22 protein-coding genes are annotated in these 24,542 nt (G+C 64.8%); 13 read left to right on the top strand and 9 right to left on the bottom strand.

Annotated features, from left to right (window positions below; genetic code table 11):
- Window positions 1-73: 73 nt before the first annotated feature.
- Both CI41S_RS17900 and CI41S_RS17895 read right to left on the bottom strand, forming a co-directional pair.
- A protein-coding gene (locus CI41S_RS17900) for an IS5 family transposase (RefSeq protein WP_139860872.1) occupies window positions 74-837 on the bottom strand; the annotation gives its coding sequence in 2 pieces (ribosomal slippage) (window positions 74-499 and window positions 502-837; 762 coding nt in all).
- 498 nt (window positions 838-1,335) lie between these two features.
- Window positions 1,336-1,797 carry an Lrp/AsnC family transcriptional regulator gene (locus CI41S_RS17895; RefSeq protein WP_139481877.1) on the bottom strand — a complete coding sequence of 154 codons (462 nt, stop codon included), beginning with the start codon at window positions 1,795-1,797 and terminating at the stop codon, window positions 1,336-1,338.
- Window positions 1,798-1,928: 131 nt separating this feature from the next.
- Here CI41S_RS17895 and CI41S_RS17890 point away from each other — a divergent pair, with 131 nt between their 5' ends.
- Together CI41S_RS17890 and CI41S_RS17885 are read left to right on the top strand one after the other, a co-directional pair.
- Window positions 1,929-4,295 carry a transketolase gene (locus tag CI41S_RS17890; protein WP_139860871.1) on the top strand — a complete coding sequence of 789 codons (2,367 nt, stop codon included), beginning with the start codon at window positions 1,929-1,931 and terminating at the stop codon, window positions 4,293-4,295.
- Window positions 4,296-4,667: 372 nt separating this feature from the next.
- Window positions 4,668-6,098: an aldehyde dehydrogenase family protein gene (locus CI41S_RS17885; protein ID WP_139860870.1), complete on the top strand. Its 1,431-nt coding sequence runs from the start codon at window positions 4,668-4,670 to the stop codon at window positions 6,096-6,098.
- Between the two features lie 253 nt (window positions 6,099-6,351).
- Here the strand turns inward: CI41S_RS17885 and CI41S_RS17880 are convergent, their stop codons facing one another.
- A complete protein-coding gene (locus tag CI41S_RS17880; RefSeq protein ID WP_139860869.1) occupies window positions 6,352-7,314 on the bottom strand; it encodes an SMP-30/gluconolactonase/LRE family protein in 963 nt (320 codons plus the stop codon).
- A gap of 101 nt (window positions 7,315-7,415) precedes the next feature.
- On the opposite strand from CI41S_RS17880, the gene CI41S_RS17875 reads away from it, so the two are divergent.
- On the top strand, window positions 7,416-8,237 hold the full coding sequence (locus CI41S_RS17875) for an NAD-dependent epimerase/dehydratase family protein (protein ID WP_139860868.1): 822 nt from the start codon (window positions 7,416-7,418) through the stop codon (window positions 8,235-8,237).
- On the opposite strand, the gene CI41S_RS17870 is transcribed toward CI41S_RS17875, so the two are convergent.
- Both CI41S_RS17870 and CI41S_RS17865 read right to left on the bottom strand, forming a co-directional pair.
- A complete protein-coding gene (locus CI41S_RS17870) occupies window positions 8,238-8,825 on the bottom strand; it encodes an invasion associated locus B family protein (protein ID WP_139860867.1) in 588 nt (195 codons plus the stop codon).
- A gap of 19 nt (window positions 8,826-8,844) precedes the next feature.
- On the bottom strand, window positions 8,845-9,534 hold the full coding sequence (locus tag CI41S_RS17865; protein ID WP_139860866.1) for a GntR family transcriptional regulator: 690 nt from the start codon (window positions 9,532-9,534) through the stop codon (window positions 8,845-8,847).
- 171 nt (window positions 9,535-9,705) lie between these two features.
- Between CI41S_RS17865 and CI41S_RS17860 the strand changes: the two genes are divergently transcribed.
- The 4 genes from CI41S_RS17860 (at window position 9,706) to CI41S_RS17845 (ending at window position 14,644) form a co-directional block, all read left to right on the top strand.
- Window positions 9,706-11,409 (top strand): IlvD/Edd family dehydratase, encoded by a 1,704-nt coding sequence (locus tag CI41S_RS17860; protein ID WP_139860865.1) that lies wholly within the window; start codon window positions 9,706-9,708, stop codon window positions 11,407-11,409.
- A 151-nt stretch (window positions 11,410-11,560) separates the two neighbouring features.
- The gene (locus CI41S_RS17855; RefSeq protein ID WP_139860864.1) at window positions 11,561-12,559 is read left to right on the top strand and encodes a TRAP transporter substrate-binding protein; all 999 of its coding nucleotides are present in this window, start codon (window positions 11,561-11,563) and stop codon (window positions 12,557-12,559) included.
- A gap of 163 nt (window positions 12,560-12,722) precedes the next feature.
- A complete protein-coding gene (locus tag CI41S_RS17850) occupies window positions 12,723-13,307 on the top strand; it encodes a TRAP transporter small permease (RefSeq protein ID WP_139860863.1) in 585 nt (194 codons plus the stop codon).
- Window positions 13,304-14,644, top strand: coding sequence for a TRAP transporter large permease (locus CI41S_RS17845; RefSeq protein WP_139860862.1), 1,341 nt, complete (start codon window positions 13,304-13,306; stop codon window positions 14,642-14,644). The genes CI41S_RS17850 and CI41S_RS17845 overlap by 4 nt, the downstream gene beginning before the upstream one ends.
- Here the strand turns inward: CI41S_RS17845 and CI41S_RS17840 are convergent.
- On the bottom strand, window positions 14,626-15,213 hold the full coding sequence (locus tag CI41S_RS17840; protein ID WP_139860861.1) for a histidine phosphatase family protein: 588 nt from the start codon (window positions 15,211-15,213) through the stop codon (window positions 14,626-14,628). The genes CI41S_RS17845 and CI41S_RS17840 overlap by 19 nt on opposite strands.
- A gap of 21 nt (window positions 15,214-15,234) precedes the next feature.
- Entirely contained in the window at window positions 15,235-16,026 is a 792-nt protein-coding gene (locus tag CI41S_RS17835; protein WP_139860860.1) for an enoyl-CoA hydratase/isomerase family protein, read from the bottom strand.
- Window positions 16,027-16,314: 288 nt separating this feature from the next.
- Between CI41S_RS17835 and CI41S_RS17830 the strand changes: the two genes are divergently transcribed.
- Complete coding sequence (locus tag CI41S_RS17830; RefSeq protein WP_139860859.1) at window positions 16,315-17,535, top strand: NAD(P)/FAD-dependent oxidoreductase; 1,221 nt, start codon at window positions 16,315-16,317, stop codon at window positions 17,533-17,535.
- A gap of 97 nt (window positions 17,536-17,632) precedes the next feature.
- On the opposite strand, the gene rbsK is transcribed toward CI41S_RS17830, so the two are convergent.
- Both rbsK and CI41S_RS17820 read right to left on the bottom strand, forming a co-directional pair.
- On the bottom strand, window positions 17,633-18,568 hold the full coding sequence (gene rbsK, locus CI41S_RS17825) for a ribokinase (RefSeq protein ID WP_139860858.1): 936 nt from the start codon (window positions 18,566-18,568) through the stop codon (window positions 17,633-17,635).
- Window positions 18,569-18,590: 22 nt separating this feature from the next.
- Window positions 18,591-19,484: a sugar kinase gene (locus CI41S_RS17820; protein WP_139860857.1), complete on the bottom strand. Its 894-nt coding sequence runs from the start codon at window positions 19,482-19,484 to the stop codon at window positions 18,591-18,593.
- A gap of 229 nt (window positions 19,485-19,713) precedes the next feature.
- Between CI41S_RS17820 and CI41S_RS17815 the strand changes: the two genes are divergently transcribed.
- The 5 genes from CI41S_RS17815 (at window position 19,714) to CI41S_RS17790 (ending at window position 24,533) form a co-directional block, all read left to right on the top strand.
- Window positions 19,714-20,562: a VOC family protein gene (locus tag CI41S_RS17815; protein ID WP_139860856.1), complete on the top strand. Its 849-nt coding sequence runs from the start codon at window positions 19,714-19,716 to the stop codon at window positions 20,560-20,562.
- Between the two features lie 123 nt (window positions 20,563-20,685).
- On the top strand, window positions 20,686-21,393 hold the full coding sequence (locus tag CI41S_RS17810) for a TetR/AcrR family transcriptional regulator (protein WP_172628090.1): 708 nt from the start codon (window positions 20,686-20,688) through the stop codon (window positions 21,391-21,393).
- Window positions 21,394-21,631: 238 nt separating this feature from the next.
- On the top strand, window positions 21,632-22,441 hold the full coding sequence (locus CI41S_RS17805; RefSeq protein ID WP_139860855.1) for an ABC transporter permease: 810 nt from the start codon (window positions 21,632-21,634) through the stop codon (window positions 22,439-22,441).
- A 129-nt stretch (window positions 22,442-22,570) separates the two neighbouring features.
- Window positions 22,571-23,569, top strand: coding sequence for an ABC transporter substrate-binding protein (locus CI41S_RS17800; protein WP_172628107.1), 999 nt, complete (start codon window positions 22,571-22,573; stop codon window positions 23,567-23,569).
- A gap of 115 nt (window positions 23,570-23,684) precedes the next feature.
- On the top strand, window positions 23,685-24,533 hold the full coding sequence (locus CI41S_RS17790) for an ABC transporter ATP-binding protein (protein ID WP_139860853.1): 849 nt from the start codon (window positions 23,685-23,687) through the stop codon (window positions 24,531-24,533).
- Window positions 24,534-24,542 lie beyond the last annotated feature (9 nt).

The following is a 24,542-nucleotide window of genomic DNA, read 5'->3' as shown; positions in this document are numbered from 1 at the left end:
CCATCCGGTGGTGCCTTCCTGACCTGTAAAGCCCTCGCACCAGATGTGCGCACGCCTTAGGTGGTGTGGACACTTACCGCAGCCAGAGAATGATGGCTGCGAGGGTGACGACCGCCCGATAATTTCGAGCGGTCTTTTCGAAGCGGGTTGCGACGCGGCGGAATTGCTTGAGGTTTGAGAAGCAGCATTCGACGAGGTGGCGCTGGGCATAGAGATACTTGTCGAGCGGATGCTTGAGCGCTCGTGACGGGTTGTTGGGGATGACGGCGAGCGCCCCTTTGGCTGCGATGGCTTGGCGCAAGTGATCGGCGTCATAGGCCGTGTCGCCCATGACCACCTCGGCAGGCAACCCCTCGATCAATTCGGCAGCTTGCGGTGCATCGCCCTTCTGACCCGCGGTGATCGTGAACCGTACGGGACATCCCAAGCCGCGAACGGCCATATGTATCTTGGTGCTCAGGCCGCCGCGCGAACGGCCAATTGCCTGATCTTCAGACCCCCTTTTTTGGCCCCGGCAGCATGCTGATGGGCTCGGACGATGGTGGAATCGACGATCAAATATTCGAAGTCGGGGTCATCGGACATCGCCTCGAAGATGCGGCACCAGACGCCTTTGGCGCTCCATCGACTGAAGCGCCGGAACACGCTGTTCCAGTCTCCGAACGCCTCCGGAAGATCACGCCAGGGAGCGCCCGTACGCACGATCCAAAGCACACCCTCCACGAACATCCGATTGTCGCGGCCGGTCGAGCCCTTCTGGTCAGGCCGGCCTATGATCAGCGGCGCCATCCGCTCCCACGCCGCGTCGCTCAACACCAGCCGATCCATCACACCCAAGACTGCCTCCCCAAAAGCAATCTTGAATCTGATTTGCCCCTAAAAGGGAATCCCTAGAGTCCACACCACCTAGTGGCAGGTGTCCTCTCGCAAAACGCGTAAGCGTTTTTGCGAAAGCGGTGACAAAAAAGCCCAGTCTCGCCGGGGAGAGCACGTATAAGCCGTAACCCATCGCGCAGGGAAAGCCGGGTTGTTTCCGGTTACACCTGTGGTCCTAGCCCGGTGCTTTTTTGTTGCACCGGGCCCATGGGTGCAATCGGCACCCGGCTTTCCCTGCGCCCTCTGTTCTCAGAGCGGCGAAACGAAATGCAAAACCTCGGACAAATCATGTCGCGAGAATGCGGATGCACAACCTCACTCCGTCATCCTGAGGTGCGAGCTCTTGCGAGCCTCGAAGGATGAATCGGCCCGGCTGGTGGCCGTCGACCCTTCGAGGCTCGCCGAAGAGGCGAGCACCTCAGGATGACGGGTTTAGCTGCGAAGCTCGACGAGCCACCCCTACACCGGCAGCGCTGTCGAGTACTTCACCTGGCTCAATGCAAAGCTCGACTCGATCGAGGCGATGCCGTCGAGCCGCGTCAGCTTGTTTTTCAGGAACGCTTCATAGGAGGAGAGGTCGGCGGCGACGACGCGCAGCAGATAGTCGCGGTTGCCGGTCATCAGGTAGCACTCCAGCACCTCGTCCCATTTGGAGATCGCGCGGGCGAAGCGATTCAAGTCCTCTTCCTTCTGCCGAGCCAGCTTGATCGAGATGAAGACCGAGACATGCAGCCCGAGCGATTTCTGATCCACCGTCGCGATGTAGCGCGAGATCACGCCGCGTTCCTCGAGCAGCTTGACGCGGCGGTGGCAGGGCGACACCGACAGGCCGACCTTGTCGGCGAGTTCCTGCATGGTCAGGCGGCTGTCGGTCTGCAGCAGACTCAGGATCTTGCGGTCGATGGCATCGAGGGCAGGCATTGGAATGAACTCACTGACGGAGGCTGGATCGTGGGAATTTATCCCAATTTTTCCTGTGCTGTCGCGTGGAATTGAGATTTTCGCCGCCCCCCGCGGCAGTAACATCCAGCATATCGCCCCGGAGCACCGCCATGGCAATCGCGCCTGAACGCCTCGAAATGCTGTCCGCCTTGGCCCGCAAGGTGCTGTGGCTGTCGTCGTGGACCATCCACCACGCCAACCATGTCCGCGCCAACAGCGACGGGCTGAAGGTCGGCGGCCACCAGGCCTCCTCCGCCTCGCTCGCCAACATCATGTCGGCGCTGTATTTCTCGGTGCTGCGGCCGCAGGACCGCGTCGCGGTGAAGCCGCATGCGAGCCCGGTGTTCCACGCCATCCAGTACCTGTATGGCCACCAGACCCGCGACAAGCTGGAGAATTTTCGCGGCTACAAGGGCGCGCAGTCCTATCCGTCGCGCACCAAGGATGTCGACGACGTCGACTTCTCCACCGGCTCGGTCGGCCTCGGCGTCGCGCAGACGCTGTTCGCCTCGCTGGTGCAGGACTACGTCAAGGCGCATGGCTGGATGGCCGACAGGCCCGAGGGCCGCATGATCGCGCTGGTCGGCGACGCCGAGATGGACGAGGGCAACATCTTCGAGGCGCTGCTGGAAGGCTGGAAGCACGCGCTGCGCAACACCTGGTGGGTGGTCGACTACAACCGCCAGTCGCTCGACGCCGTGGTGCGCGAGGGACTGTGGTCGAAGTTCGAGACCATGTTCCGCAATTTCGGCTGGGACGTGGTGATCGTGAAATACGGCAAGCTGATGCTGGAGGCGTTCGCCGAGCCGGGCGGCGAGGCGCTGCGGCGCTGGATCGACAACTGCCCGAACCAGATGTACGCGGCGCTCTGCTTCCAGGGCGGCGCGGCGTTCAGAAAACATCTGCATGATGACATCGGCGACCAGGGTCTGGTCACGGCGCTGATCGACCGCCGCAGCGACGATGAGCTGCTGGCGCTGATGTCGAACCTCGGCGGCCACGACATGGCGAGCATGATCGAGGCGTTCGAGTCGATCGATCACGATCGTCCGGTCTGCTTCATCGCCTACACGATCAAGGGCGTCGGCCTGCCGATGCAGGGCCACAAGGACAACCATGCCGGCCTGATGACGGTCGCGCAGATGGAGAAGTGGCGCGCCGCGCAAAACATCCGCCCGGGTCACGAGTGGGACAAGTTCGAGGGCCTGGCGCAGGACACCGCGAAGCTGGAAGCGTTCCTGGCGGAAGCGCCGTTCAACCGCGAGGGGCGCCGCCGGCTGTCGGCGCCTGAAATCGACGTGCCGGAGCGGCTCGCGTTCAAGGCTTCGGCGCAGATGTCGACGCAGCAGGGCTTTGGCCTCATCCTGCACGAACTGGCCAAGGGCGACAGTGCGCTGGCCTCGCGCATCGTCACCGCGTCGCCCGACGTTACGGTGTCGACCAATCTCGGCGCCTGGGTCAACCGCCGCGGACTGTTTGCGAAAGCGGAGAACCACGATCTGTTCCGGCAGGAGAAGATCCCGTCGGCCTACACCTGGGAATATTCGCCGAAGGGCCAGCACATCGAGCTCGGCATCGCCGAGATGAACCTGTTCATCATGCTGTCGGCGCTCGGCCTGTCGCACCAGATCAACGGCGCGCGGCTATTGCCGGTCGGCACGCTGTACGATCCCTTCATCGAGCGCGGCCTCGATGCGCTCAACTACGCCTGCTACCAGGATGCCCGCTTCATGGTGGCGGCGACGCCATCGGGCATCTCGCTGGCGCCGGAGGGCGGCGCGCATCAGTCGATCAAGACGCCCTTGATCGGTCTCGGCCAGGACGGGCTCGCCTCGTTCGATCCGGCCTTCGTCGATGAGCTCGCCGTGATCATGGGCTGGGGTTTTGGCCACATGCAGCGCGAGGGCGCCGATGGCGGCTCGGTCTATCTGCGGCTGTCGACCCGTGCGCTGGAGCAGCCGACGCGGATCATGACGCCGGACCTGCAGCGCGACATCACCGATGGCGCCTACTGGATGCGCAAGCCGGGGCCAAATTGCGACCTGGTGATTGCCTATACCGGTACCGTCGCGCCGGAGGCGATCGAGGCGGTCGGGCTGATCGGCGAGAGCCATCGCGACGTCGGCTTGCTGGCGGTCACCTCCGCCGACCGGCTCTATGCCGGATGGTCCGCCGCACGGAATTTGCGCCGCGATCGCCGCGGCGTGCAGCATTTGAGTCATATCGAGCGGATGCTGGCGCCGCTCGGCCGCGACTGCGGCATCGTGACCGTGCTCGACGGCCATCCGGCCTCGCTCGGCTGGCTCGGCAGCGTGCGCGGCCATCGCGTCGAGGCGCTCGGCGTCGAGCATTTCGGCCAGACCGGCACCATCGGCGACCTCTACCGCCACTACGGCATCGACGCCAACGGCATCATTGATGCGGCGGAGGGGCTCTCGGTCGGTGCGCCGGTGCGGCATCGCAAGATGGCGGTGTAGGTATTTGGTTTCACCCTCCCCTGGAGGGGTCGAGACGAGCGAAGCTCGCTCTCGGGTCGTTGCGCATGAAGCGCAGCGCAATGCGCGACGGGGTGGGGTGATCTCTCCACCCGGATACTGTTGGATGAGGAGAGACCTTCACCCCACCCCGCTTCGCATCTTGCTTCGCTCGATGCGAACCGACCCTCCGCCTCCAGGGGAGGGTGCGTTAGGTGGCGAGCCTTGCCACCTGCGCGGCCGAGGCCTTATATCCGTCGGGCGCGCACGAGCCGCGTCCCGCACATGGCGGGTTCAATTCGCCGGGCTTTCGTGCAAGGATGCCTGCCGAACGCTTCCGTTCCCTTTTCCATACGCCCGTACAAGAGGTTTCCGATGGTCAATCGTATGCAATTCTACATCGATGGCGCCTGGGTCGATCCCGTCGTCAAGAAGTCCACCCCGGTCGTCAATCCGGCGACCGAAGAGGCGATGTATGAGGTTGCGCTCGGCTCGAAGGCCGATCTCGACAAGGCGGTCGCCGCCGCCAAACGCGCGTTCGAAACCTATTCCCAGACCAGCCGCGAGGAGCGTATCGCGCTGCTCACCAAGGTGATCGAGGTCTACAAGGGCCGCATGAAGGAGATCGGCGCCGCCGTCTCCGACGAGATGGGCGCGCCGCTGCCGATGGCGGAGAAGTTGCAGGCCGGCGCCGGCCTCGGCCATCTCATGAACACCCTCGAAGTGCTCAAGAAGTACGAGTTCGAGGAAACCATGGGCACCGCCGTGATCGTGCGCGAGCCGGTCGGCGTGGTCGGCATGATCACGCCCTGGAACTGGCCGCTCAACCAGATCGCCTGCAAGGTAGCGCCCGCGCTCGCCGCCGGCTGCACCATGATCCTGAAGCCCTCCGAGTTCACCCCGACCTCGGCGCTGATCTTCGCGGAAATCCTCCATGAAGCCGGCGTGCCGAAGGGCGTGTTCAACCTGCTCAACGGCCTCGGCCCGGAGGTCGGCGCTGCGATGAGCGAGCACCCGGACATCGACATGATCTCGTTCACCGGCTCGACCCGCGCCGGCGTCGATGTCGCCAAGCGCGCCGCGCCGACCGTGAAGCGCGTCAGCCAGGAGCTCGGCGGCAAGTCGCCGAACGTGATCCTCGAGGGCGCCGACCTGACCAAGGCGGTGACCGGCGGCGTGATGCACATGTTCAACAACTCCGGCCAGTCCTGCAACGCGCCCTCGCGCATGATCGTGCCGCTCTCCAGGATGAAGGAAGTGGCCGCGATCGCGAAGGGCGTCGCCGATAAGACCAAGGCCGGCGATCCGCGCGCCGCCGACACCAACATTGGTCCGGTGGTCAACCGCGGCCAGTGGGACAAAATCCAGGCGCTGATCCAGAAGGGCATCGACGAGGGCGCAACGCTCGTCGCCGGCGGTCCGGGTCTGCCCGAGGGCGTCAACAAGGGCTTCTATGTCCGTCCGACCATCTTCGCCGACGTCACCAACGACATGACGATCGCCCGCGAAGAAATTTTTGGACCGGTGCTGACCATCCTCGGCGCCAAGGATGAAGCCGACGCCGTCAAGATCGCCAACGACACGCCGTTCGGTCTCGCCGGCTATGTCACCGGCGACACCGTGGAGAGCGCGCGTCGCGTCGGCCGCCAGATCCGCGCCGGCAACGTCAACCTGCAGGGCGTGCCGAACGAGCGCAGCGCGCCGTTTGGCGGCTACAAGCAGTCCGGCAACGGCCGCGAGTGGGGCCGCTACGGTCTGGAAGAATACCTCGAGGCCAAGGCCGTCGCCGGCTTCAACGCCGCGTAAGCCGAGCCACGAGAGACGAGCTAATGACGCCGGGGCAGGGAACTGCTCCGGCGTCAGACGTTTTGGAGGAAGTACTCTGTATCTTTATCGTCCGCTGATGGTGACGGAACGCAGATATTCTTGTCGTCATTGCGAGCCACCCGGTCGGCGCGCAGCGCCGCCGGATGACAGGCTCCGCGAAGCAATCCATCGCACCGCATATGCGGATCGATGGATTGCTTCGTCGCCGTCGCTCCTCGCAATGACGTTCAGATCAGCCGCCGAGCGCGCCCTGGGTGTTGACGTAGAGCGCGTAGATCGACTGGCTCGCCGCCATGAACAGGCGGTTGCGCTGCAGGCCGCCGAAGCACAGATTGGCGCAGCGCTCCGGCAGCGCGATGCGGCCGATCATGACGCCGTCGGGCGCGAACACGACGACGCCGTCGAGCTCGGGATCGCCCATGCCCCAGCCGCACCACAGATTGCCGTCGATGTCGCAGCGCATGCCGTCCGGCGTGCCGGGACCGGCGTCAATGAAGACGCGCTTGTTGGAGATCGTCTTGCCGTCGGCGGAGACGTCGTAGGCCAGGATCTTGCGGTTCGGCACGCCGCGGGACTCCACGACGTAGAGAATCTTCTCGTCCGGCGAGAAGCACAGCCCGTTCGGCCCCAGCACGCCCTCGGCGACGATGCTAGCCTTGCCGGTCTCGGGATCGAGCCGGTAGACATTGGGCTCGATCTCGGGCTCGGCCTTGTAGCCTTCGTAATTGCCGAGCAGGCCGAAGATCGGATCGGTGAACCAGATCGCGCCGTCGGATTTCACCACGACGTCGTTCGGCGAGTTCAGCCGCTTGCCGCCGAAGGAATCGATCAGCACCGTAATCGATCCGTCATATTCGGTGCGCACCACGCGGCGGCCGCCGTGCTCGCAGGTGATCAGACGGCCCTGGCGGTCGCGGGTGTTGCCGTTGGCGAAGTTCGACGGCTTGCGGAAGATGCTGACCGCGCCGGTCTCTTCCTCCCATTTGAGGATGCGCTGGTTCGGAATGTCGCTGCACAGCAGATAGCGTCCGTCGCCGAACCAGACCGGGCCTTCGGCCCAGCGCAGGCCGGTGGCGATGCGTTCCACCGCGGAAAGTTTCAGCCAGTATTTCTCGAAGCGCAGGTCGAGTGCATGGATCGCGGGATCGGGGTAATAGGTCGCGGGACGCCAGCCTGCGGAATGGACATCGGACATTTGCTGTTCTCGTTGTTGTGTTTCCTCTGCGCATGGTTTGCTATCATTGTCGGCCTGCGACCGCAATTCGGTCACGGCACACAGCACATATGAGGGACGGAATGGCACGCATATTGATGACCGGCGCAGCGGGTGGAATCGGCACGAGCCTGCGCAAGTTGCTGCCGCCGATCTATCCGGACCTGCTGCTCAGCGACATCAAGCAGCCCGCCGATCTCGGCGCCGGCGAAAAATTCAAGGCGGCGGATCTTGCCGATCTCGCAGCGGTCGAGGCGATCTGCGAGGGCGTCGACGGCATTTTGCATTTCGGCGGCTACTCCGTCGAAGGATCCTGGGACCAGATCCACCAGGCCAACATCATCGGCTGCTACAACCTGTTCGAGGCGGCGCGCAAGCAGGGTGTCAAGCGCGTGATCTTCGCCTCGTCCAACCACGCGGTCGGCTTCTACCCGCGCCATCACCGCATCGGCACCGATGTGACGCCGCGGCCGGACAGCCGTTATGGAGTGAGCAAGGTGTTCGGCGAGGCGCTCGGCGCGCTCTATGCCGACAAGCACGGGCTCAAGGTGACGTGCCTGCGCATCGGCAATTTCGGCGAGGCGCCGCTCGACCACCGCAGGCTGTCGATCTGGCTCAAGCCGGAAGACCTGGTGCAGCTCTGCCGGATCGGGCTCGAGCATCCCGACATCCATTTCGAGGTGTTTTACGGCGCCTCCTACAACGAGCGCTCATGGTGGGACAATCACCGCGCCTACGATTTCGGCTACCGCCCGACCGGCCGCGGCGAAGATTTTCGCGAGCACGCGATGGCCGAGCAGGCCAAGCTGCTGCCGGATCCGGTCGGCGACTTCTACCAGGGCGGCACGTTCTGCAGCATGGAGTTCGACGGCGACAAGAGCGGGATCATCGATTGGAAGAAGTGATCAGTTCTCGCATTGGGGGAGTTGTTTCACGGCTTCGGTGTGCTGCCGTGGCGACTCCTTCGATGCTTGCTCGGACGCTTTGGGCGGGCTTCCGGCCCCGTCATAGGCTTCGGCAAAATGCGTGAGTGGAAAGGAGAGTTCGATCGTCTGGCTCGTCAGATTCTTGGCTTCGACACTGATGGTCTGCGCGTGCTTCAGCCGTTCGATCAGCCCGCTATCACCTTCGTATGTACCGCCGCAGCCCAGCGCATAACAGTGCGGTTTGGCGATCTGGATCGGTTCATCGTGATCGATGCGGAGGTTGATCGTTCCCTCGAGCATGGTCCGCGTTCCGACATTCGCCGTGAGCAGCGCGCGCTTGCTGTTCTGCGGCGAGACACTGATGGTGCCGCCCGACGGCGCGCATTGGCCGCGTGCGGCCGCGCCGACGAAGCAACTCGCCTGGGTCAGGCAGGTCTTGGTCCAGGGCTCGTAGGTCAGTTGCGTCGCGCGCGGATCGGCCGCCTCGCTGACACCGCTAAGCGCGAGCTGCGCGGCGAGCGACCCGAGCAAGATAACCACATGACGCATCGCCGCCTCCTTCACCATCGGGGCCGCGTATCGCGCGCTATTGCGGCTTTTTGTCGTTGGCGATGCGGGCGAGGTAATCCGCCTTGCTGTACGCCATGTGATCGACGCAGAGCTGCGCCAATGCCCAGCTGTCGCGGCCCTTCAGCAGTTCGATCATCAGCTCGTGCTGCCGGCGCGACAACGCGAGCCCCTCGCTGTCGGCGAGATTTTTCGCGCGCATCGGCAGGGTCAGGTTCATGTAGTCCTGTAGCGAGCGCACCAGATATGGATTGCCGCAGGCCGCAAACAGCGCGATGTGGAACGCATCGTTGGTCTCGTGGATGCCGCGCATGTCCTGCGCGTCGGCCTTGGCGCAATACTGCCGCTGCAGCTCGCTCAGCTCTTCGATCAGGCTGCGAGGAGCGGGCAGGACGATCATCAGCGCCGCCTGGCGCGTCAGCATCTCGCGAACCTCGTAGATCTGCCGCACCTCGTCCGCCGAATAGAACCGCACGGTGGCGCCGACGTTCTTCTCACGCAGCACGATGCCCTGGCGTTCGAGCTGGAACAGTGCCTGGCGCACGAAATGCCGGCTGGCATCGTAGCGCTGCATCAGCGTGTCCTCGACCAGCCGCAAACCCGGAGCGAAGCGGCCGAAGATGATGTCCTCCTCCAGCCGCCGGATCACTTCCGCCTGTTCCTCTTCGCGCGAGGGGACCTGGATGTCTGGTGATGCCTGGGCTTTCATGGCCATCCGTTTGCGAAGCGACGCCGGACGACACCATAGCGCCACGGTTATTGTCAATAATGAGGGTAATTTTGCCGCAGATCAGGCGCCCGGCGCGGCGGGATTATCTCGTATTGACAATAATTCGCGCCGCTCTTTAAGTGCGCGCTGATAATCACGGGATATAAGAAAATGGCTGACGGACTGCGCAAGGGACTGACCAGCTATGGTGACGCCGGCTTCTCGCTGTTCCTGCGCAAGGCCTTCATCAAGGCGATGGGCTACTCCGACGACGCGCTCAACCGCCCGATCGTCGGCATCACCAACACCTACAGCGACTACAATCCCTGCCACGGCAACGTGCCGCAGATCATCGAAGCGGTGAAGCGCGGCGTGATGCTGTCGGGCGCGATGCCGTTCGTGTTCCCGACGATCTCGATCGCCGAGAGCTTCGCGCATCCGACCTCGATGTACCTGCGCAATCTGATGGCGATGGACACCGAGGAGATGATCCGCGCCCAGCCGATGGACGCGGTGATCGTGATCGGCGGCTGCGACAAGACCCTGCCGGCGCAGATCATGGCGGCGGTCAGCGCCGATCTGCCGACCGTCGTCATTCCGGTCGGGCCGATGGTGGTCGGGCATCACAAGGGCGAGGTGCTCGGCGCCTGCACCGATTGCCGCCGTCTGTGGGGCAAGTATCGCGCCGGCGAGATCGACGACGTCGAGATCGAGGCGGTCAACGGCCGCCTCGCGCCGTCGGTCGGCACCTGCATGGTGATGGGCACCGCCTCCACCATGGCCTGCGTCACCGAGGCGCTCGGCCTGTCGCTGCCGATGAGCGCGACGATCCCGGCGCCGCATGCCGAACGCTTCCGCCTCGCAGAGGCAAGCGGCCGCGTTGCCGCCGAAATGGCGAAGACCAAGGGGCCGAAGCCGAGGGAGATTTTGACGCCGTCCGCGCTCCGCAACGCCCAGATCGTGATGCAGGCGATCGGCGGTTCGACCAACGGCCTCATTCACCTGACCGCGATCGCCAACCGCTCACCCCACAAGATCGATCTCGCGGCATTCGACAAGCTCGGCCGCGAGGTGCCGGTGCTGGTCGACTTAAAACCGTCGGGCGAGCATTACATGGAACATTTCCATCATGCCGGCGGTGTGCCGAAGCTGATGGCGCAACTCGGCGATCTCCTCGATCTCGACGCCAAGACCATCACCGGCCAGACCTTGCGCGAGATCGTCGCCGGTGCCGAGGAGGTGCCGGGCCAGGATGCGATCCGCTCCAAGGCGAACCCGATCAAGGCCGAGGGCGCGATCGCGATCCTGCACGGCAATCTCGCGCCGCGCGGCGCCGTCATCAAGCAGTCGGCGGCGAGCCCCAAGCTGTTGCAGCATACCGGCCGCGCGGTGGTGTTCGAGTCGGTCGAGGACATGACGCTGCGGGTCGACGATCCCGCGCTCGATGTGACTGCCGACGATGTGCTGGTGCTGCGCAATGCCGGCCCCAAGGGCGCGCCGGGCATGCCCGAGGCGGGCTACCTGCCGATCCCGAAGAAGCTCGCGCGGGCCGGCGTCAAGGACATGGTCCGCATCTCCGACGCGCGGATGAGCGGCACCGCGTTCGGCACCATCGTGCTGCACATCACGCCGGAGTCCGCCGTCGGCGGGCCGCTGGCGCTGGTGCGGAACGGCGACATGATCCGGCTCGACGTCGCCAAACGCAGCATCGATCTCCTGGTCGATGATGCCGAACTGGAGAAGCGCCGCGCCGCGCAGGCGGCGGCCGGAACGCCGGATTGGGCCAAGCGCGGCTACGCGCAATTGTTCAACCAGACCATCCTGCAGGCCGACGAGGGCTGCGATTTCGATTTCATGCGCGCCGAGGGGAAGTGACGAAGTCCCGGCGGCAGCGGAATTGTCGATAATGTCCGCCATGTGACGCCGCCGGAAGGGCGATGAGCCACTAGATTCCTCTGTTTTATTGACAATCCCGCGAGAGTGGTGGGATGATCAAGCCAACAAACAAAACAGGGGGAACGTCGCGATGGGCTATCCAGCCAAGATCGTCGGAATCGCCATGGTCGCGGCAGCGCTGCTGTCCACGAGCGCGGGCGCGCAGGAGGTCAAGCACTTCCGCTTCGCCTACGACCAGCCGCGCAACACCGGCTATTCGATCGCAGGCGATCTGTTCGCCGACAAGCTCAAGGAATTGAGCAAGGGCACCATGATCGTCGATCAATATCCCGGCGCGCAGCTCGGCCAGGAGCCGCAGCTGCTGCAGCTGGTGAAGGCCGGCGATATCGAATTTGCCATCATCTCCTCCGCCAACACGGCGACGATCTCGCCGCAGGCCGGCGTGATGTCGCTGCATTTCCTGTTCCGCGACGAAGCGCATGTCATCAAGGGGCTGGCCGATCCAAAGGTGTTCGAGGCGATCAGGACCATGATCGACGAGACCACCCAAGGCCTGCATGTGATCGGCACCGGCTCGCAGGGCGTGCGGCACATCTACAGCAAGAAGGACGTCCACAATGTCGGCGACCTCAAGGGCATGAAGGTCCGCGTCCAGGCGACCGCGACCGAGGACACCATGTTCCCGGCCTATAGCGCGCAGACGGTGCATATGCCGTTCGGCAGCGTCTACACCTCGCTGCAGACCGGCGTGGTCGACGCCGCCGAGAACAGCATCAACGTCTATCTCGTCAACAAGCATTACGAGGTGGCGCCGGTGCTCTCGATCACCGAGCACGAGGCCAACAACGCGCTGCTGTTCGTTTCCGACAAGCTTTGGCAGAGCCTCTCCGCCGAGCAGAAGCAGTGGGTGCAGGCCGCCGCCAACGAGGTCAGCGCCAAGGAACCGGCCAAGGCGTTCGAGCTGGAGCACAGCGCGCTGAAGAAGTTGAAAGGGTTCGGGGTCAAGGTCGTCGAGGATGTCGACAAGAAGACGTTTACGGCGATCGCCGATCCGTATCTCGACAAACTCGCCAAGGACCTCGGTCCGCACGCCGAGAAGATCAAGAACCTGATCCGCGCGAGCAATTAGAGCCTCGTCAAGCGTCGTCCCGGCCTAGTGCGCAATTGCGCACGGGGGCCGGGACCCATACGCCGCGGGCCTTCAGCGATGCGATCGGGTAGCCGCCTTTAAGCAATTGACGCCGGGGGTTATGGGTCCCGGCTTTCGCCGGGACGACGGGGAATTTTGAGCCATGGCCATCGCCGACAAATTGGTGCTGCAGCGGCAGCGGCATCTGAAATGGCGCGCGCTGGATCGGCTGGAACTGATCCTGATGGTGCTGTGCGGGCTGCTGTGCTTCGGCTTCTCGCTGTCGGTCACCGCCGACATCGTCACCCGCACCATCGGTCATCCCTGGCTGTGGCTGCAGGAGGTGACCTCGACGCTGTTCATCTACGCGATCTTCATCGGGGCGGCGGTTGCGACGCGGCGCAACGATCACCTCTATCTCACCGCGATTTCGGAGGCGATGCACGGCTGGTCGCGGCTCGTCGTCGAGATCATCATCCGTATTGTCGTGCTGGGCGTCGCGTTCTGCCTGATCTGGTACGGCTATCAGAACTATCTGCGCGGCTTCGGCAGCTTCCGCCTGCCGTCGGGCACGCCGATCGCCTCGCTCTATGCGATCATCCCGCTGTCCGGAATCCTGATCGGGTTGTTCACGATCGAGCAGCTGGTCAACGGCATCCGCAACGGCTTTGACCATCCGGAGCCGCCGGACGAGGACCCTGCGATCCCTGCGATCAACACCAGCGTCACCACGGGAGTGCAGCGATGAGCGCGCCGATCGTGCTCGTGCTGATGTCCAGCTCTTTCCTGCTGTTCGGCTATCTCGGCGTGCCTGTGCCATTCTCGCTGATGGCCGGCGTGTTCATCGGCGCGCTGCTGTCCGACGTCTCGCTCGCTGCGATCATCCAGAAGATTTTCGACGGCGTCGATTCCGAGGCGCTGCTGGCGATCCCGTTCTTCCTTTTGGTCGGCGAGCTCATGAGCTCGGCGAACGTCGTGGTGCGGATCGCCAACCTGTCGGTCTCGCTGGTCGGCCATATCAGGGGCGGGCTGTCGCAGGTCGTGGTCGTCTTCAGCATGTTCTTCTCGGAAATGTCCGGCTCGACCACCGCCGACGTCGCGGTGATGAGCCGCGCGCTCGGCGGTCCGATGAAGCGCGAAGGCTACGAGCCGGCCTTCATCGCCGCGATCATCGCCTCCGCCTCGACGATCGCGGCGCTGGTGCCGCCCAGCATCACGGCGGTGGTCTATGGCGCGGTCGGCAACGTCTCGATCGCCGGCCTGTTCATGGCCGGGGTGGTGCCCGGGCTGATGATCGGCTTCGGGCTGATGATCTACTGCTATTTCTTCGGCCCGTCCGGCCTGCGCAAGCCGCGCGCGCCGCTGCGCCAGGTCGCTTTCGCCGCCGGCGACGCCGCACTGCCGATGATGATCCCGGTAATCCTGCTCGGCGGCATTTTGACCGGCTGGTTCACGCCGACCGAGGCCGGCGTGGTCGCTGTGGCCTATATCATCATCGTGGTGATCCCGGCGCTCAACCGCGGGCATCTGAAGAGGATCCCGTACGACTTCTGCCTCGCCGGGCTGATCTTCTCGTTGCCGCTGATCACGATCGGCGCCGCGAACGCGTTCGGCTGGATGCTGGCCTATCTGCGCGGCGCGATCTACATCGCCGACTGGATCACCGCGATCGCCGGCAACGACCCGCATTTGATCATGCTGCTGATGGTGCTTCTGTTCACCGTGGTCGGCGATTTCATCGAGCCGGTGCCGACCATCATCATCTTCATGCCGCTGGTCAACGCGCTGACCCAGGCCGGCGACATCAACGGCGTCCATATGGGCGTGGTGCTGATCGCAACCCTCGCCTTCGGCCTGATCACGCCGCCCTATGGCCTCGTGCTGCTGATGGCCTCGAAATTCGTCGGCATCAGTTTTGCCAAAGCGCTGCGTGCGGCGCTGCCGATCTATGTCGTGTTCCTGGTCACGATCTGCTTCACGATCTATTTCCCGAAGGTCGTGTTGTGGCTGCCCAAGCAGGTGATCCCCGAATCGGTTGGATGCTTCAAGGCGCCGGGCGGCCCGGGCTATATCTGTCCGAACTGACCGATCTCCTGCACCGCCCAGGCATCTCCGCTGCGCGCAAAGCGGAACGGCGTGCCGTAGCGGTTCTCGAAGAAGCCGCCGCACAGCCGCTCGGCGATCGCCTGCATCACGGCGTCGTGGCCGACGAACAGGATCTCGCCGCCGGGATGGTGGTCTTGCCACATCGTGACGCAGCGGAGCGAGCGCTCGGAGACGGCGGGCCAGGGCTCGCCGTCCGCCGGCAGGATCGAGACCAACTGCTCGAGCGCGGTGAGGCCGTGCTTGCGCATGGTATCGCGGATCGACTGTCCCTCCAGGCTGCCGAAATCGCATTCGATGATGCCGGCATCGACCACAACCGGCAGCGACAGCGCGGTGCCGACGATTTCGGCGGTCTGCACTGCGCGGCGTAGCGGACTTGCGACGATTGCGCCGATGGCCACGCCGGTGAGCCGCAGCGCGGCGGCGCGAGCCTGTGCGACGCCGTCACTGTTGAGGAGGTTGTCGGTGCGGCCTTGAAAGCGGCCTTGCCGGTTCCAGTCAGTGGCGCCGTGGCGGAGACACAGAAAGGAGCGGGGCGGCAAGGCCATCTGAGCTGACCTCGGGTGAGGCTACTTCGACTTGCCGGTGAACTTCTTCACCGCGACGCGGAACTCCTCGCTGTTCATGCAGGCGATGATGCCGTCGCGCTCGGCGTCGAGCTGCGCTTCGATCGGCGTGGTCGGCGCCTGATGGATCAGCGCCTTGGTGGCGGCGAGGCCCGCGGGCGCGTTCTGCGCCAGCCGCAAGGCGAACTCGCGCGTCGCCGCCTTCAGCTCGGCCGCCGGCACCACTTTTGCGACGAGGCCCCATTGCTGGGCCTGCTGCGCCGTAAAATTGTCCTCGGCGAGGAAGATCTGCAGCGCGCGGCGCGGGCCGACCGCGGCAGTCAGGCCGACGGTGCCGCCGCCATCGGGCGAGACGCCGATCTTGGCGTAGGCCGGCGTGAAGCGCGCATCCTCGGCGGCGATGCAGAGATCGGCCATGAAGGCCAGCGACAGGCCGGCGCCGGCCGCCGAGCCGTGCACGCTGGCGAGCACCAGCTTCGGCATCCGCCGCAGCGCGGTGATGAAGGCGTGGTAGTGCGCCAGCATCTCGCCGACCACAGCCGGGATGTTGTCGGCTTCGGCGGCAGCGCCGATGGTCTGCAGATCGCCGCCGGCGCAGAAGGCGCGGCCTTCGCCCTCGATGACCAGCACGCGGACATCCTTGTTGGCCTCGACCTCGGCGCCGAGCGCTTCGAGCTTCTTGGCGATCGCAAGGTCGATCGCATTGAACGCGGCCGGCCGGTTCAGCGTGATGGTTGCGACGGCGCCCTCGATCCGGAGCAGGGCGGGGTCATTGGCGGGGGCGGGCTCTGGCATATTGAAGACCTTAGGGTTGAAGATCTTGGGGCTGTTATTTGGGCTGCTATTTTCCTGCATTTAAGGCCCTGGCGGCAGCGCTGGCAATCCGGCCTGTTCCCGGCGCAGGGCCCTGGTGCGCCCCGATCGGGCGGAGACCCCCTTGCGTCGGCGCGAGCCATGAGGCCAAATGGTGCGCCCTCGGGTACGCAGACACGAGCGCTGCGGGGACGGGGCAAGCAAAGCTAACATCGACGGAGAGGAAAACGGCATGGGTCACTCCTGCTCGCTCGTATTTGGGGTGTTCCGATGACAGGTTCGGTCATCATCGTCGGCGCGGGACACGCCGGCTTCCAGCTCGCGGCATCGCTGCGCCAGGGCGGCTTCGCCGAGCGCATTGTGCTGCTCAACGACGAGGGCCATCTGCCGTATCAGCGGCCGCCGCTGTCCAAGGCGTATCTGAAGGGAACCGGCGGGCCCGACAGCCTGATGTTCCGGCCCGACAAGTTCTACCAGGACAACAAGATCGAGCTGGTCACCGATCGCGCCCATGCGGTCGATCGTAACGCGCGGAAAGTGGCGCTGGCCTCCGGCATCTCGCTCGACTACGGCCATCTGGTGTTCGCGACCGGCGCGCGGAACCGGCTGCTCGATATTCCCAATGCAAAACTCGACGCGGTGCGCTATTTGCGCATCCTCGACGAGAGCCAGGCGCTGCGCGATTTGATCGCGCCGGGCATGCGCGTCGTGGTGATCGGCGCCGGCTTCATTGGGCTCGAATTCGCCGCCACCGCGCGCGGCAAGGGGCTCGAGGTCGACGTGGTCGAGCTCGCTTCCCGCGTGATGGCGCGCGCCGTGACCGCGGAAATCTCCGAGTTCTCGCAGTCGCGGCACACGGAGGCGGGAATTCGCCTTCACCTCGGCGTCCAGGTCACGGCGATCGAGGCCAGCGGCGCAAAAGTCACCGGCGTCAGCCTCAGCAACGGCACGCATATTCCGGCCGATCTCGTCGTGGTCGGCGTCGGCGTGCTGCCGAATGTCGAACTCGCCGCCGAGGCCGGGCTGCCGGTCGCCTCCGGCATCATCGTCGACGAGCATCTCTTGACCGCCAATCCCAATATCTCCGCGATCGGCGACTGCGCGCTCTACACCAGCAAGCGCTTTGGCGGATCGCTGCGGCTGGAATCAGTGCAGAACGCGACCGACCATGCGCGTTGCGTGGCCGCACGGCTGACCGGCAAGACCGAGGTCTATGACGGCCTGCCATGGTTCTGGAGCGACCAGGGTCCCGACAAGCTGCAGATGGCCGGCCTCACCACCGGCTATGACCGCGTCGTGGTGCGCGGCGACCGCGCGCAGGGCGCGTTCTCCGCATTCTGCTATCGCGGCGACAAGCTGCTCGGCATCGAATCGGTCAACCGCGCCGGCGATCACATGTTCGGCCGCCGCTTGCTCGGCGCCGGCGGCTCGATCACGCCGGAGCAGGCCGCGGATGCGAGTTTTGATTTGAAGAGTGCGCTAGCCGGTTAGCTGGTCGTCCCGGCGAAGGCCGGGCCCCATACTCCGCGGCGTCATTGGCGGAGATGAACGCCGTAACTGTGCGTGTGCCCTTTGCCGTGGCCGGTGGTTATAGGTCCCGGCCTTCGCCGGGACGACTCGTGGAAAGGGCCGACCGAACCTCATCCACTGTTGGCATCGATGGCGCGGCGCCCATCCGTTGCACGCAAATCGACGCCGCGACATTGGCGTAGGCCAGCGCATCGCGCAGCTCTTTGCCGCCGGCGAGTTGCGATGCCAGCGCGCCGACGAAGCAATCGCCGGCGCCGGTGGTGTCGACCGCCTTGACCGCGCGGCTGGGCACCAGCAGCGGTTCGCCTCCGGTCAGCGCCAGGACGCCGCGCTTGCCGAGCGTGACGCAGACGATCTTGCCCGTCGCGAGACTCCGTGCCGCCTCGGCAAAACGCGCAGGCGGGTCGCCGTCCTTGAGCTCCGTTCCGGTCAGAAAACCGAGCTCGGTTTCGTTGAGGATCAGGATGTCGACGAGATCGAGCAGGGCCTTGTCGGCCCGCTTCGCCGGCGCCGGATTGAGCACCGTGGTCGCACCGGCGGCGCGGGCGCGCGCGAAGAAGGCTGCGATCGTCGGCAGCGGGATCTCGAACTGGCTGACTGCGACATCGCCCCTGGCAAGCACCGGCGCGGCCACATCCTTGGCATCGACCCGGGCGTTGGCGCCGGGCACCACCACGATGGTGTTGTCGGCATTGGCGATGGTGATGATCGCGGTGCCGGAATGCGTGCCCTCGGTGTCCTTGACGAAGCCGAGGTCGACGCCCTGCGCCGCGAGAAAGCGGCGCAGCTCCTGCCCAAAGGCGTCGGTGCCGAGCCGGCCGACCAGCGTGGTCGGCACGCCCTGCTTGGCCGAGGCCACCGCCTGGTTGGCGCCCTTGCCGCCGGGAAAATACAGCACGGCCTCGCCGGCTACGGTCTCGCCGATCCGCGGATGGCGCTCGGCGGTCGCCACCACGTCCATGTTGATGCTACCCGCGACGAAGACGCGTCCCATGCCCGGCCCCATTCAGCCCCTGTCAGACGGCGGCGCCAAATTCGCGCTTGACCGCCTCGATGTTGGCGAGCGTCGGCAGGCCGGCCTCGTTGCCGAGCTTCTGGATCTTGTAGGTCGATGCCGCGCGCGCGAACTCGAAATGCTGACGCCAGGCTTTGCCGGGATTGGCGAGATAGGAATAGATGTAGGCGCCATGGAACACGTCGCCGGCGCCGTTGGTGTCGATCACGCGCTCGCGCGAGATCGGCAGCGCCGGCAGGGTGCCGAGCTTGCCCGCCTCGTCATACCAGAGCAGGCCGCGCTCGCCCATGGTGACGCCGCCGACCCGGCAGCCGCGCTCCTTGAGATAGGCGAGCATCTGCTCCGGGGTCTTGTCCATCTGCTCGCACAGCCGCTCGGCGACGATCGCAACGTCGATGAATTCGAGCAGCTCATGGGTATTGGTGCGCAACCCACCGCCGTCGAGCGAGGTCAAAATGCCTTCCTCGCGGCAGAGCTTTGCGTAGTGGATCGCTGCATCCGGCTGGTGGCCGTCGATGTGCAGCGCGCGGCAGCCCTTCAGGTTGAGCAGCGGAAACGGATGGATGTGCTGGTCGTCGCGGCAGCGCACGATCGCGCGCTTGCCTTCCTTGGGCATGATGAAAGAGAGCGAGGAGGAGTTCACCTTGCGCGGATGCATCGAGATGCCGTAGCGGTCGGCCATGTCCCAGAACATCCGCCCCAGCCAGTCATTGGCCATGGTGGCGATCAGATCGGGCACGATGCCGAGCTTAGCGCAGCAGAACGCCGCGGTCACGGCATTGCCGCCGAACGACACCGCATAAGCGTCGGCGACGTGCTTCTCGTCGCCGGTCGGCATGTGGTCGGTGATGAAGGTGACGTCGATATAGGTCTGTCCGATGAAGAGAGCCTGCATTCGCTTTCCGTCGTGGCTGGTGTGGTCCCGGCCGGCGATGCAGATTAGCATCGCTGCCCGGCCGAGATCGCTGAAAATATTCGCAACCCTGCCTGGTTTGCGGCTAGATATGAGGGCGGCACTGCGGATCGAAGGCCATTCTGGCACCCGGCATAACGGCCGGCGGCGCTCTGCGGTTCCGACGGGCTAGGGAGAGCACAATGACGGCAGATTCGGGGAGGCGGACGCCATGATTACCGGTCTCGATCACGTCGTCGTCCTGACGGGCGACATCGCCGCTGCCAGCGCCGCCTACGAGACCCTGTTCGCGCGGACGCCGTCATGGCGCAACAGCGGCGACGGCGCCGACCGCGTACTGTTCACGCTCGACAACACGACCTTGGAATTGATGGCGCCGCGCGGCGACGACGAGGCTGCGCAGCGCGTCCGCGGCGCGCTCGCCACGCAAGGCGAGGGGCTGGCGAGCCTCTGCTTCCGCACCAGCGATATCGACAAGATGCACCGCCGGCTCGACCGGCTGACGCTGCGTCCGGAGCTCGTCGTCGAGGTCGAAAGCCGCGACGAGACCAGCGGCGCCACGCTGTCATGGAAGCGCACCCGCGCGGCGACCGAGGCGACGCATGGCGTTCGCATGTTCTTCCTGGAGCGCGAGAAGGAGCGGCCGCTGGCGGTGCGCACCATGCCGGCCTCGATCACCGCGATGGACCATGTGGTGATCGCGACCGCCGATCCCGAACGGTGTGCCGCGCTCTATGGCGCGCGGCTCGGGCTCGACATGGCGCTCGACCGGTCGCATCCGGAGTGGGGCCGGCTGATGTTCTTCCGCTGCGGCGACCTCATCCTCGAGGTTACGCACCGGCCGGACAAGGCGGAGCCGGCTGCCTCGGACCGGCTGCGCGGCATCTGCTGGCGCGTCATCGACATCGAGGCTACCCACGCGCGGCTGGTCGCCGCCGGCGTCGACGTTTCCGACGTCCGCACCGGCCGCAAACCCGGCACGCGCGTGATGACGGTGCGCAACGGCACCTGCGGCGTGCCGACGCTGCTGGTGCAGCCGTCGCCGGGCAGGGATGAGTAAAAGACTGACAGTCTATGCCGCAGCCGCGAGCAGCATTTGCTCGCGTTCATCACCAGAACATTCGTTCTCAAACGCCGTGCGCCGTGCTACGTTTGTCAATCCGGCATCACCGAGCAATCGATTTTGGCCAAAGCGAAGCGAATATTGAAATGGCAGCGCGACCCCGAGGGGATGCGGCTGCGCATTCTCGAGGCGGCCAAGCAGGAGTTCGCGTCCTATGGCCTCGCCGGAGCCCGCGTCGACCGCATCGCGGCCGCGGCCGGCGCCAACAAGCGGATGCTCTACTACCACGTCGGCAACAAGGAGGATCTCTATCTCGAGGTGCTGGAAGGCGCCTATGAGAAGATCCGCGCCGAGGAGCGCACGCTAGATCTCGAGCACCTCGATCCACCGGATGCGATCGCGCGCCTGGTCGACTTCACCTGGAACTATTTTCTGCGCAATCCCGAGTTCCTGGCGCTGCTCAACACCGAAAACCTCGCCAAGGCAAAGCACCTGAAGCGCTCGACCAAGGTCAAGTCGATGCACTCGCCGTTCGTCGAGATGATCCGCACCGTGGTGACGCGCGGCGTCGAAAGCGGCGACTTCCGCGCCGCGGTCGATCCGGTGCAGCTCTACATCTCGATCGCCGCGCTCGCGTTCTTCTATCTCTCCAACAGCGCCACGCTGAGCGTGATCTTCGGCCGCGACCTGCTCAAGAAGGACGCCCGCGACGAGCGCCTCGAGCATATGATCGCGCTGGTGCTGGCGGCGCTGACCGGCAAATCCACCGCCGTGTTCGTCCGCGCGAAGATGCCGGCGCTGATGTCGGTGGAGCATCAGGTGGTGTGAGCCGCCGCGCCGTTGCGTAGCCCGGATGGAGCGCAGCGCAATCCGGGGCCGCTCGATCCGCGGATGGACTGACCCCGGATTTCGCTGCGCTTCATCCGGGCTACGGTTAACCGCCAATACAATTTGCACCTGACCAAAGTCGCAGCTTGCGGCGCGATTTTGCCGCGTGCGAGGGGCTGGACAGTATTTATCCAACGGGTTAATTTCCTTCCCGAACGATTGAAACAGGGAGCGGGACGTGGCGGAGGCGAAGAGCCCTTCGGGCATAGCGAAGGTGCTGAACGCGGCCTGGGTGCGGCCGTTTCTGTTCCTGGTCCTCATCGTGGTGGCGTGGGACCTGTCGATCCGTCTGTTCCGGATTCCGGCCTATCAGATCCCGTCGCCGGGCGACGTCGTCGCGGTGCTGATGAGCGACTGGCCGGAGCTGCTGCGGCAGTCATGGCCGACCACCTACGCGACGATCTGCGGCTTTCTGCTCTCGGCGCTGTTCGGCATTCCCGTCGCGATGCTGATCGCGGGGTCCAAGACCGTGGAGAGCTACGTCTATCCGCTGCTAGTGTTCTCCCAATCGGTGCCGAAGATCGCGATCGCGCCGCTGTTCGTGGTGTGGTTCGGCTTCGGCATCATCCCAAAGGTGATTTCGGCGTTCCTGCTCGGCTTCTTCCCGGTGGTGGTCTCCGCCGTGCAGGGCTTTAAATCCGTCGACCCCGACATGGTCGACCTCGCCCGCGCCATGCAGGGCAGCCGCTTCGCGGTGTTCCGCGCGGTCAACCTGCCGCATGCGCTGCCCGCGATCTTCTCCGGCCTGAAAGTGTCGGTGACGCTCGCGGTGGTCGGCGCCGTCGTCGGCGAGTTCGTCGGTTCCAATTCCGGCATCGGCTACGTGATGCAGCGCTCGATCGGCACCTTCGACCTGCCGACCATGTTTGCCGCGCTGGTGATCCTGGCGCTGCTCGGCGTGATTCTGTTCTGGATCGTCGACCGCATCGAGCGGCTGGTGATCCCCTGGCACGTCAGCCAGCGCGATGACATCATTTTCGCTTCGTAAGATTTGCAGAGAAACAAGAAAGAGCATCCGTCATTGCGAGCGAAGCGAAGCAATCCATAGTGCCGCAAGTGGAGGAGTGGATTGCTTCGCTTCGCTCGCAATGACGAACAAAAACCACGGGAGGATTACCTGATGCGATTGATCATTGCTGTGATTGCCGCGGTGGCCTGGACTGTATCGGCAGTGGCGCCTGCCGCCGCGGCCGACAAGGTCGTGCTGATGCTGAACTGGTACGTCTATGGCGAGCATGCGCCGTTCTATTACGGCAAGGCCAAGGGCATCTATGCCGCCGAGGGCATCGACCTCGAGATCCAGGAAGGCCGCGGCTCGGCCGCGACCACGCAGGCGGTGGCCGCCAAGACCGCCGATTTTGGCTATGTCGACGTGCCCACCATGATGCGCGCGGCGGTGAAGGGCGCGCCGGTGGTCGCCACCGGCGTGCTGCTACAAACCAGCCCGATGTCGGCGATGGGCTTGGTCGACAAGAACATCAGGAAGCCCGAGGATATCAAGGGCAAGACGGTCGCGATCACGCCGGCTGACTCGATGACCCAGATCTGGCCGCTGTTCCTGAAGAAGACCGGCCTCAAGGAAAGCGACTTCCACACCGTCGCCGGCGACGGCCAGACCAAGCTGAATGCCGTGATCAACGGCCAGGCCGATCTCTTGCTCGGCTACGTCATGGACCAGTCGATGAAGATCAAGGACGCCACGGGCAAGGACGTCTATCCGATCAAGTTCGCCGACTACGGCATCAACATGGTGTCGTCGGGCATCATCGCAAATTCCGACTATGTGAAGGCCAACGCCGATCTGGTCCGCCGCTTCATGTCGGCGACGACCAAGGCGGTGGAAGCCGCCGAGAAGGAGCCGAAGGCGGCGGCGCAGTCGATCCTCGATGCCAACCCGAAGGGCGGCAAGATCGACACGCTGACCCAGGGCTTCGAGCTGACGATCCCGCTGTATCGCACGGCGGAGACCAAGGGCAAGCGGCCGTTCCAGGTCACCGACCAGAACATGACCGATTCGGTCAACCTGATGGTCGAATACGGCGGCCTCGACGCCAAGGCCAAGGACAATCCGAAGGCGTTTTACACCAACGATTATCTGCCGAAGGGCAATTCGTGATTGCCACGAGCACCGTCATTCCGGGGCGGCTCGGAGAGCCGAACCCGGAATCTCGAGATTCCGGGTTCGATGCTTCGCATCGCCCCGGAATGACGTTGAGGATGGACCTAGCCGCATGAAGTCAGCGACCAAAGCCACCGCTGCCGAGCAACCCGCCGCCCACCTGCGCCTGGTGTCGGACCGCGCGGGCGGTGCCACGCCGGGCATCAAGCTGTCCGGCGTGTCGAAGACCTACCGCTCGCGCGACGGCGATGTGCCGTCGTTGCGGCCGCTCGACTTCACCATCAATGACGGCGAGTTCTTTGTCGTGGTCGGCCCCTCCGGCTGCGGCAAGTCCACGCTGCTCAAGATGATCTCCGGCTTGCTGCCGCCGACCACGGGCGAGGTGCTGATCGACGGCGACACGGTGACCCGGCCACACGGCAATGTCGGCATCGTGTTCCAGAACGCGCTGTTGCTGCCGTGGCGTAACGTGCTCTCCAACGTGATGCTGCCGATCGACATGAAGCAGCTGCCGCGCGACAAGTATGTTGCGCGCGCCAGGGAGCTGCTCAAGCTGGTCGGGCTCGAGGGTTTTGAGAAGAAGCTGCCGTGGCAGCTCTCCGGCGGCATGCAGCAGCGCGCCTCGATCTGCCGCGCGCTGGTGCATGATCCAAAGATCATGCTGATGGACGAGCCGTTCGGTGCGCTCGACGCCATGACCCGCGAGCGCATGAATGTCGAGCTGATGCGGATCCAGCGCGAGACCGGCAAGACGGTGCTCCTGATCACGCACTCGATCCCGGAGGCGGTGTTCCTCGCTGACCGGGTGCTCGTGATGACCGAGCGGCCCGGCGCGATCGCCGCGATCTACGACGTGCCGCTGCCGCGGCCGCGCTCGCTGGATTCGATGTCGGATGCCGTCTTCACCGAACTGGTGCAGCGGATCCGAAAACACTTTTTCACGCAGGGAACGCTGGACTAGGGCCAGAGC

The sequence above is a fragment of the Bradyrhizobium ivorense genome (genome assembly GCF_900696085.1).
GTDB classification, from domain to species: Bacteria; Pseudomonadota; Alphaproteobacteria; order Rhizobiales; family Xanthobacteraceae; genus Bradyrhizobium; species Bradyrhizobium ivorense.
The sequence above is the reverse complement of the archived record's forward strand: the minus strand, read 5'-3'. Positions and strand labels throughout refer to the sequence as shown.

What these genes read in the sequence shown, in the direction of transcription:
- CI41S_RS17830 (WP_139860859.1), top strand. Translation starts at nt 16,315, where the DNA reads ATGACAGGTTCGGTCATCATCGTCGGCGCGGGACACGCCGGCTTCCAG.
- CI41S_RS17840 (WP_139860861.1), bottom strand. Translation starts at nt 15,213, where the DNA reads ATGGCCTTGCCGCCCCGCTCCTTTCTGTGTCTCCGCCACGGCGCCACT.
- CI41S_RS17860 (WP_139860865.1), top strand. Translation starts at nt 9,706, where the DNA reads ATGGCTGACGGACTGCGCAAGGGACTGACCAGCTATGGTGACGCCGGC.
- CI41S_RS17890 (WP_139860871.1), top strand. Translation starts at nt 1,929, where the DNA reads ATGGCAATCGCGCCTGAACGCCTCGAAATGCTGTCCGCCTTGGCCCGC.
- rbsK (WP_139860858.1), bottom strand. Translation starts at nt 18,568, where the DNA reads ATGGGACGCGTCTTCGTCGCGGGTAGCATCAACATGGACGTGGTGGCG.
- CI41S_RS17855 (WP_139860864.1), top strand. Translation starts at nt 11,561, where the DNA reads ATGGGCTATCCAGCCAAGATCGTCGGAATCGCCATGGTCGCGGCAGCG.
- CI41S_RS17850 (WP_139860863.1), top strand. Translation starts at nt 12,723, where the DNA reads ATGGCCATCGCCGACAAATTGGTGCTGCAGCGGCAGCGGCATCTGAAA.
- CI41S_RS17895 (WP_139481877.1), bottom strand. Translation starts at nt 1,797, where the DNA reads ATGCCTGCCCTCGATGCCATCGACCGCAAGATCCTGAGTCTGCTGCAG.
- CI41S_RS17885 (WP_139860870.1), top strand. Translation starts at nt 4,668, where the DNA reads ATGGTCAATCGTATGCAATTCTACATCGATGGCGCCTGGGTCGATCCC.
- CI41S_RS17880 (WP_139860869.1), bottom strand. Translation starts at nt 7,314, where the DNA reads ATGTCCGATGTCCATTCCGCAGGCTGGCGTCCCGCGACCTATTACCCC.
- CI41S_RS17820 (WP_139860857.1), bottom strand. Translation starts at nt 19,484, where the DNA reads ATGCAGGCTCTCTTCATCGGACAGACCTATATCGACGTCACCTTCATC.
- CI41S_RS17870 (WP_139860867.1), bottom strand. Translation starts at nt 8,825, where the DNA reads ATGGTGAAGGAGGCGGCGATGCGTCATGTGGTTATCTTGCTCGGGTCG.
- CI41S_RS17815 (WP_139860856.1), top strand. Translation starts at nt 19,714, where the DNA reads ATGATTACCGGTCTCGATCACGTCGTCGTCCTGACGGGCGACATCGCC.
- CI41S_RS17845 (WP_139860862.1), top strand. Translation starts at nt 13,304, where the DNA reads ATGAGCGCGCCGATCGTGCTCGTGCTGATGTCCAGCTCTTTCCTGCTG.
- CI41S_RS17865 (WP_139860866.1), bottom strand. Translation starts at nt 9,534, where the DNA reads ATGAAAGCCCAGGCATCACCAGACATCCAGGTCCCCTCGCGCGAAGAG.
- CI41S_RS17790 (WP_139860853.1), top strand. Translation starts at nt 23,685, where the DNA reads ATGAAGTCAGCGACCAAAGCCACCGCTGCCGAGCAACCCGCCGCCCAC.
- CI41S_RS17875 (WP_139860868.1), top strand. Translation starts at nt 7,416, where the DNA reads ATGGCACGCATATTGATGACCGGCGCAGCGGGTGGAATCGGCACGAGC.
- CI41S_RS17835 (WP_139860860.1), bottom strand. Translation starts at nt 16,026, where the DNA reads ATGCCAGAGCCCGCCCCCGCCAATGACCCCGCCCTGCTCCGGATCGAG.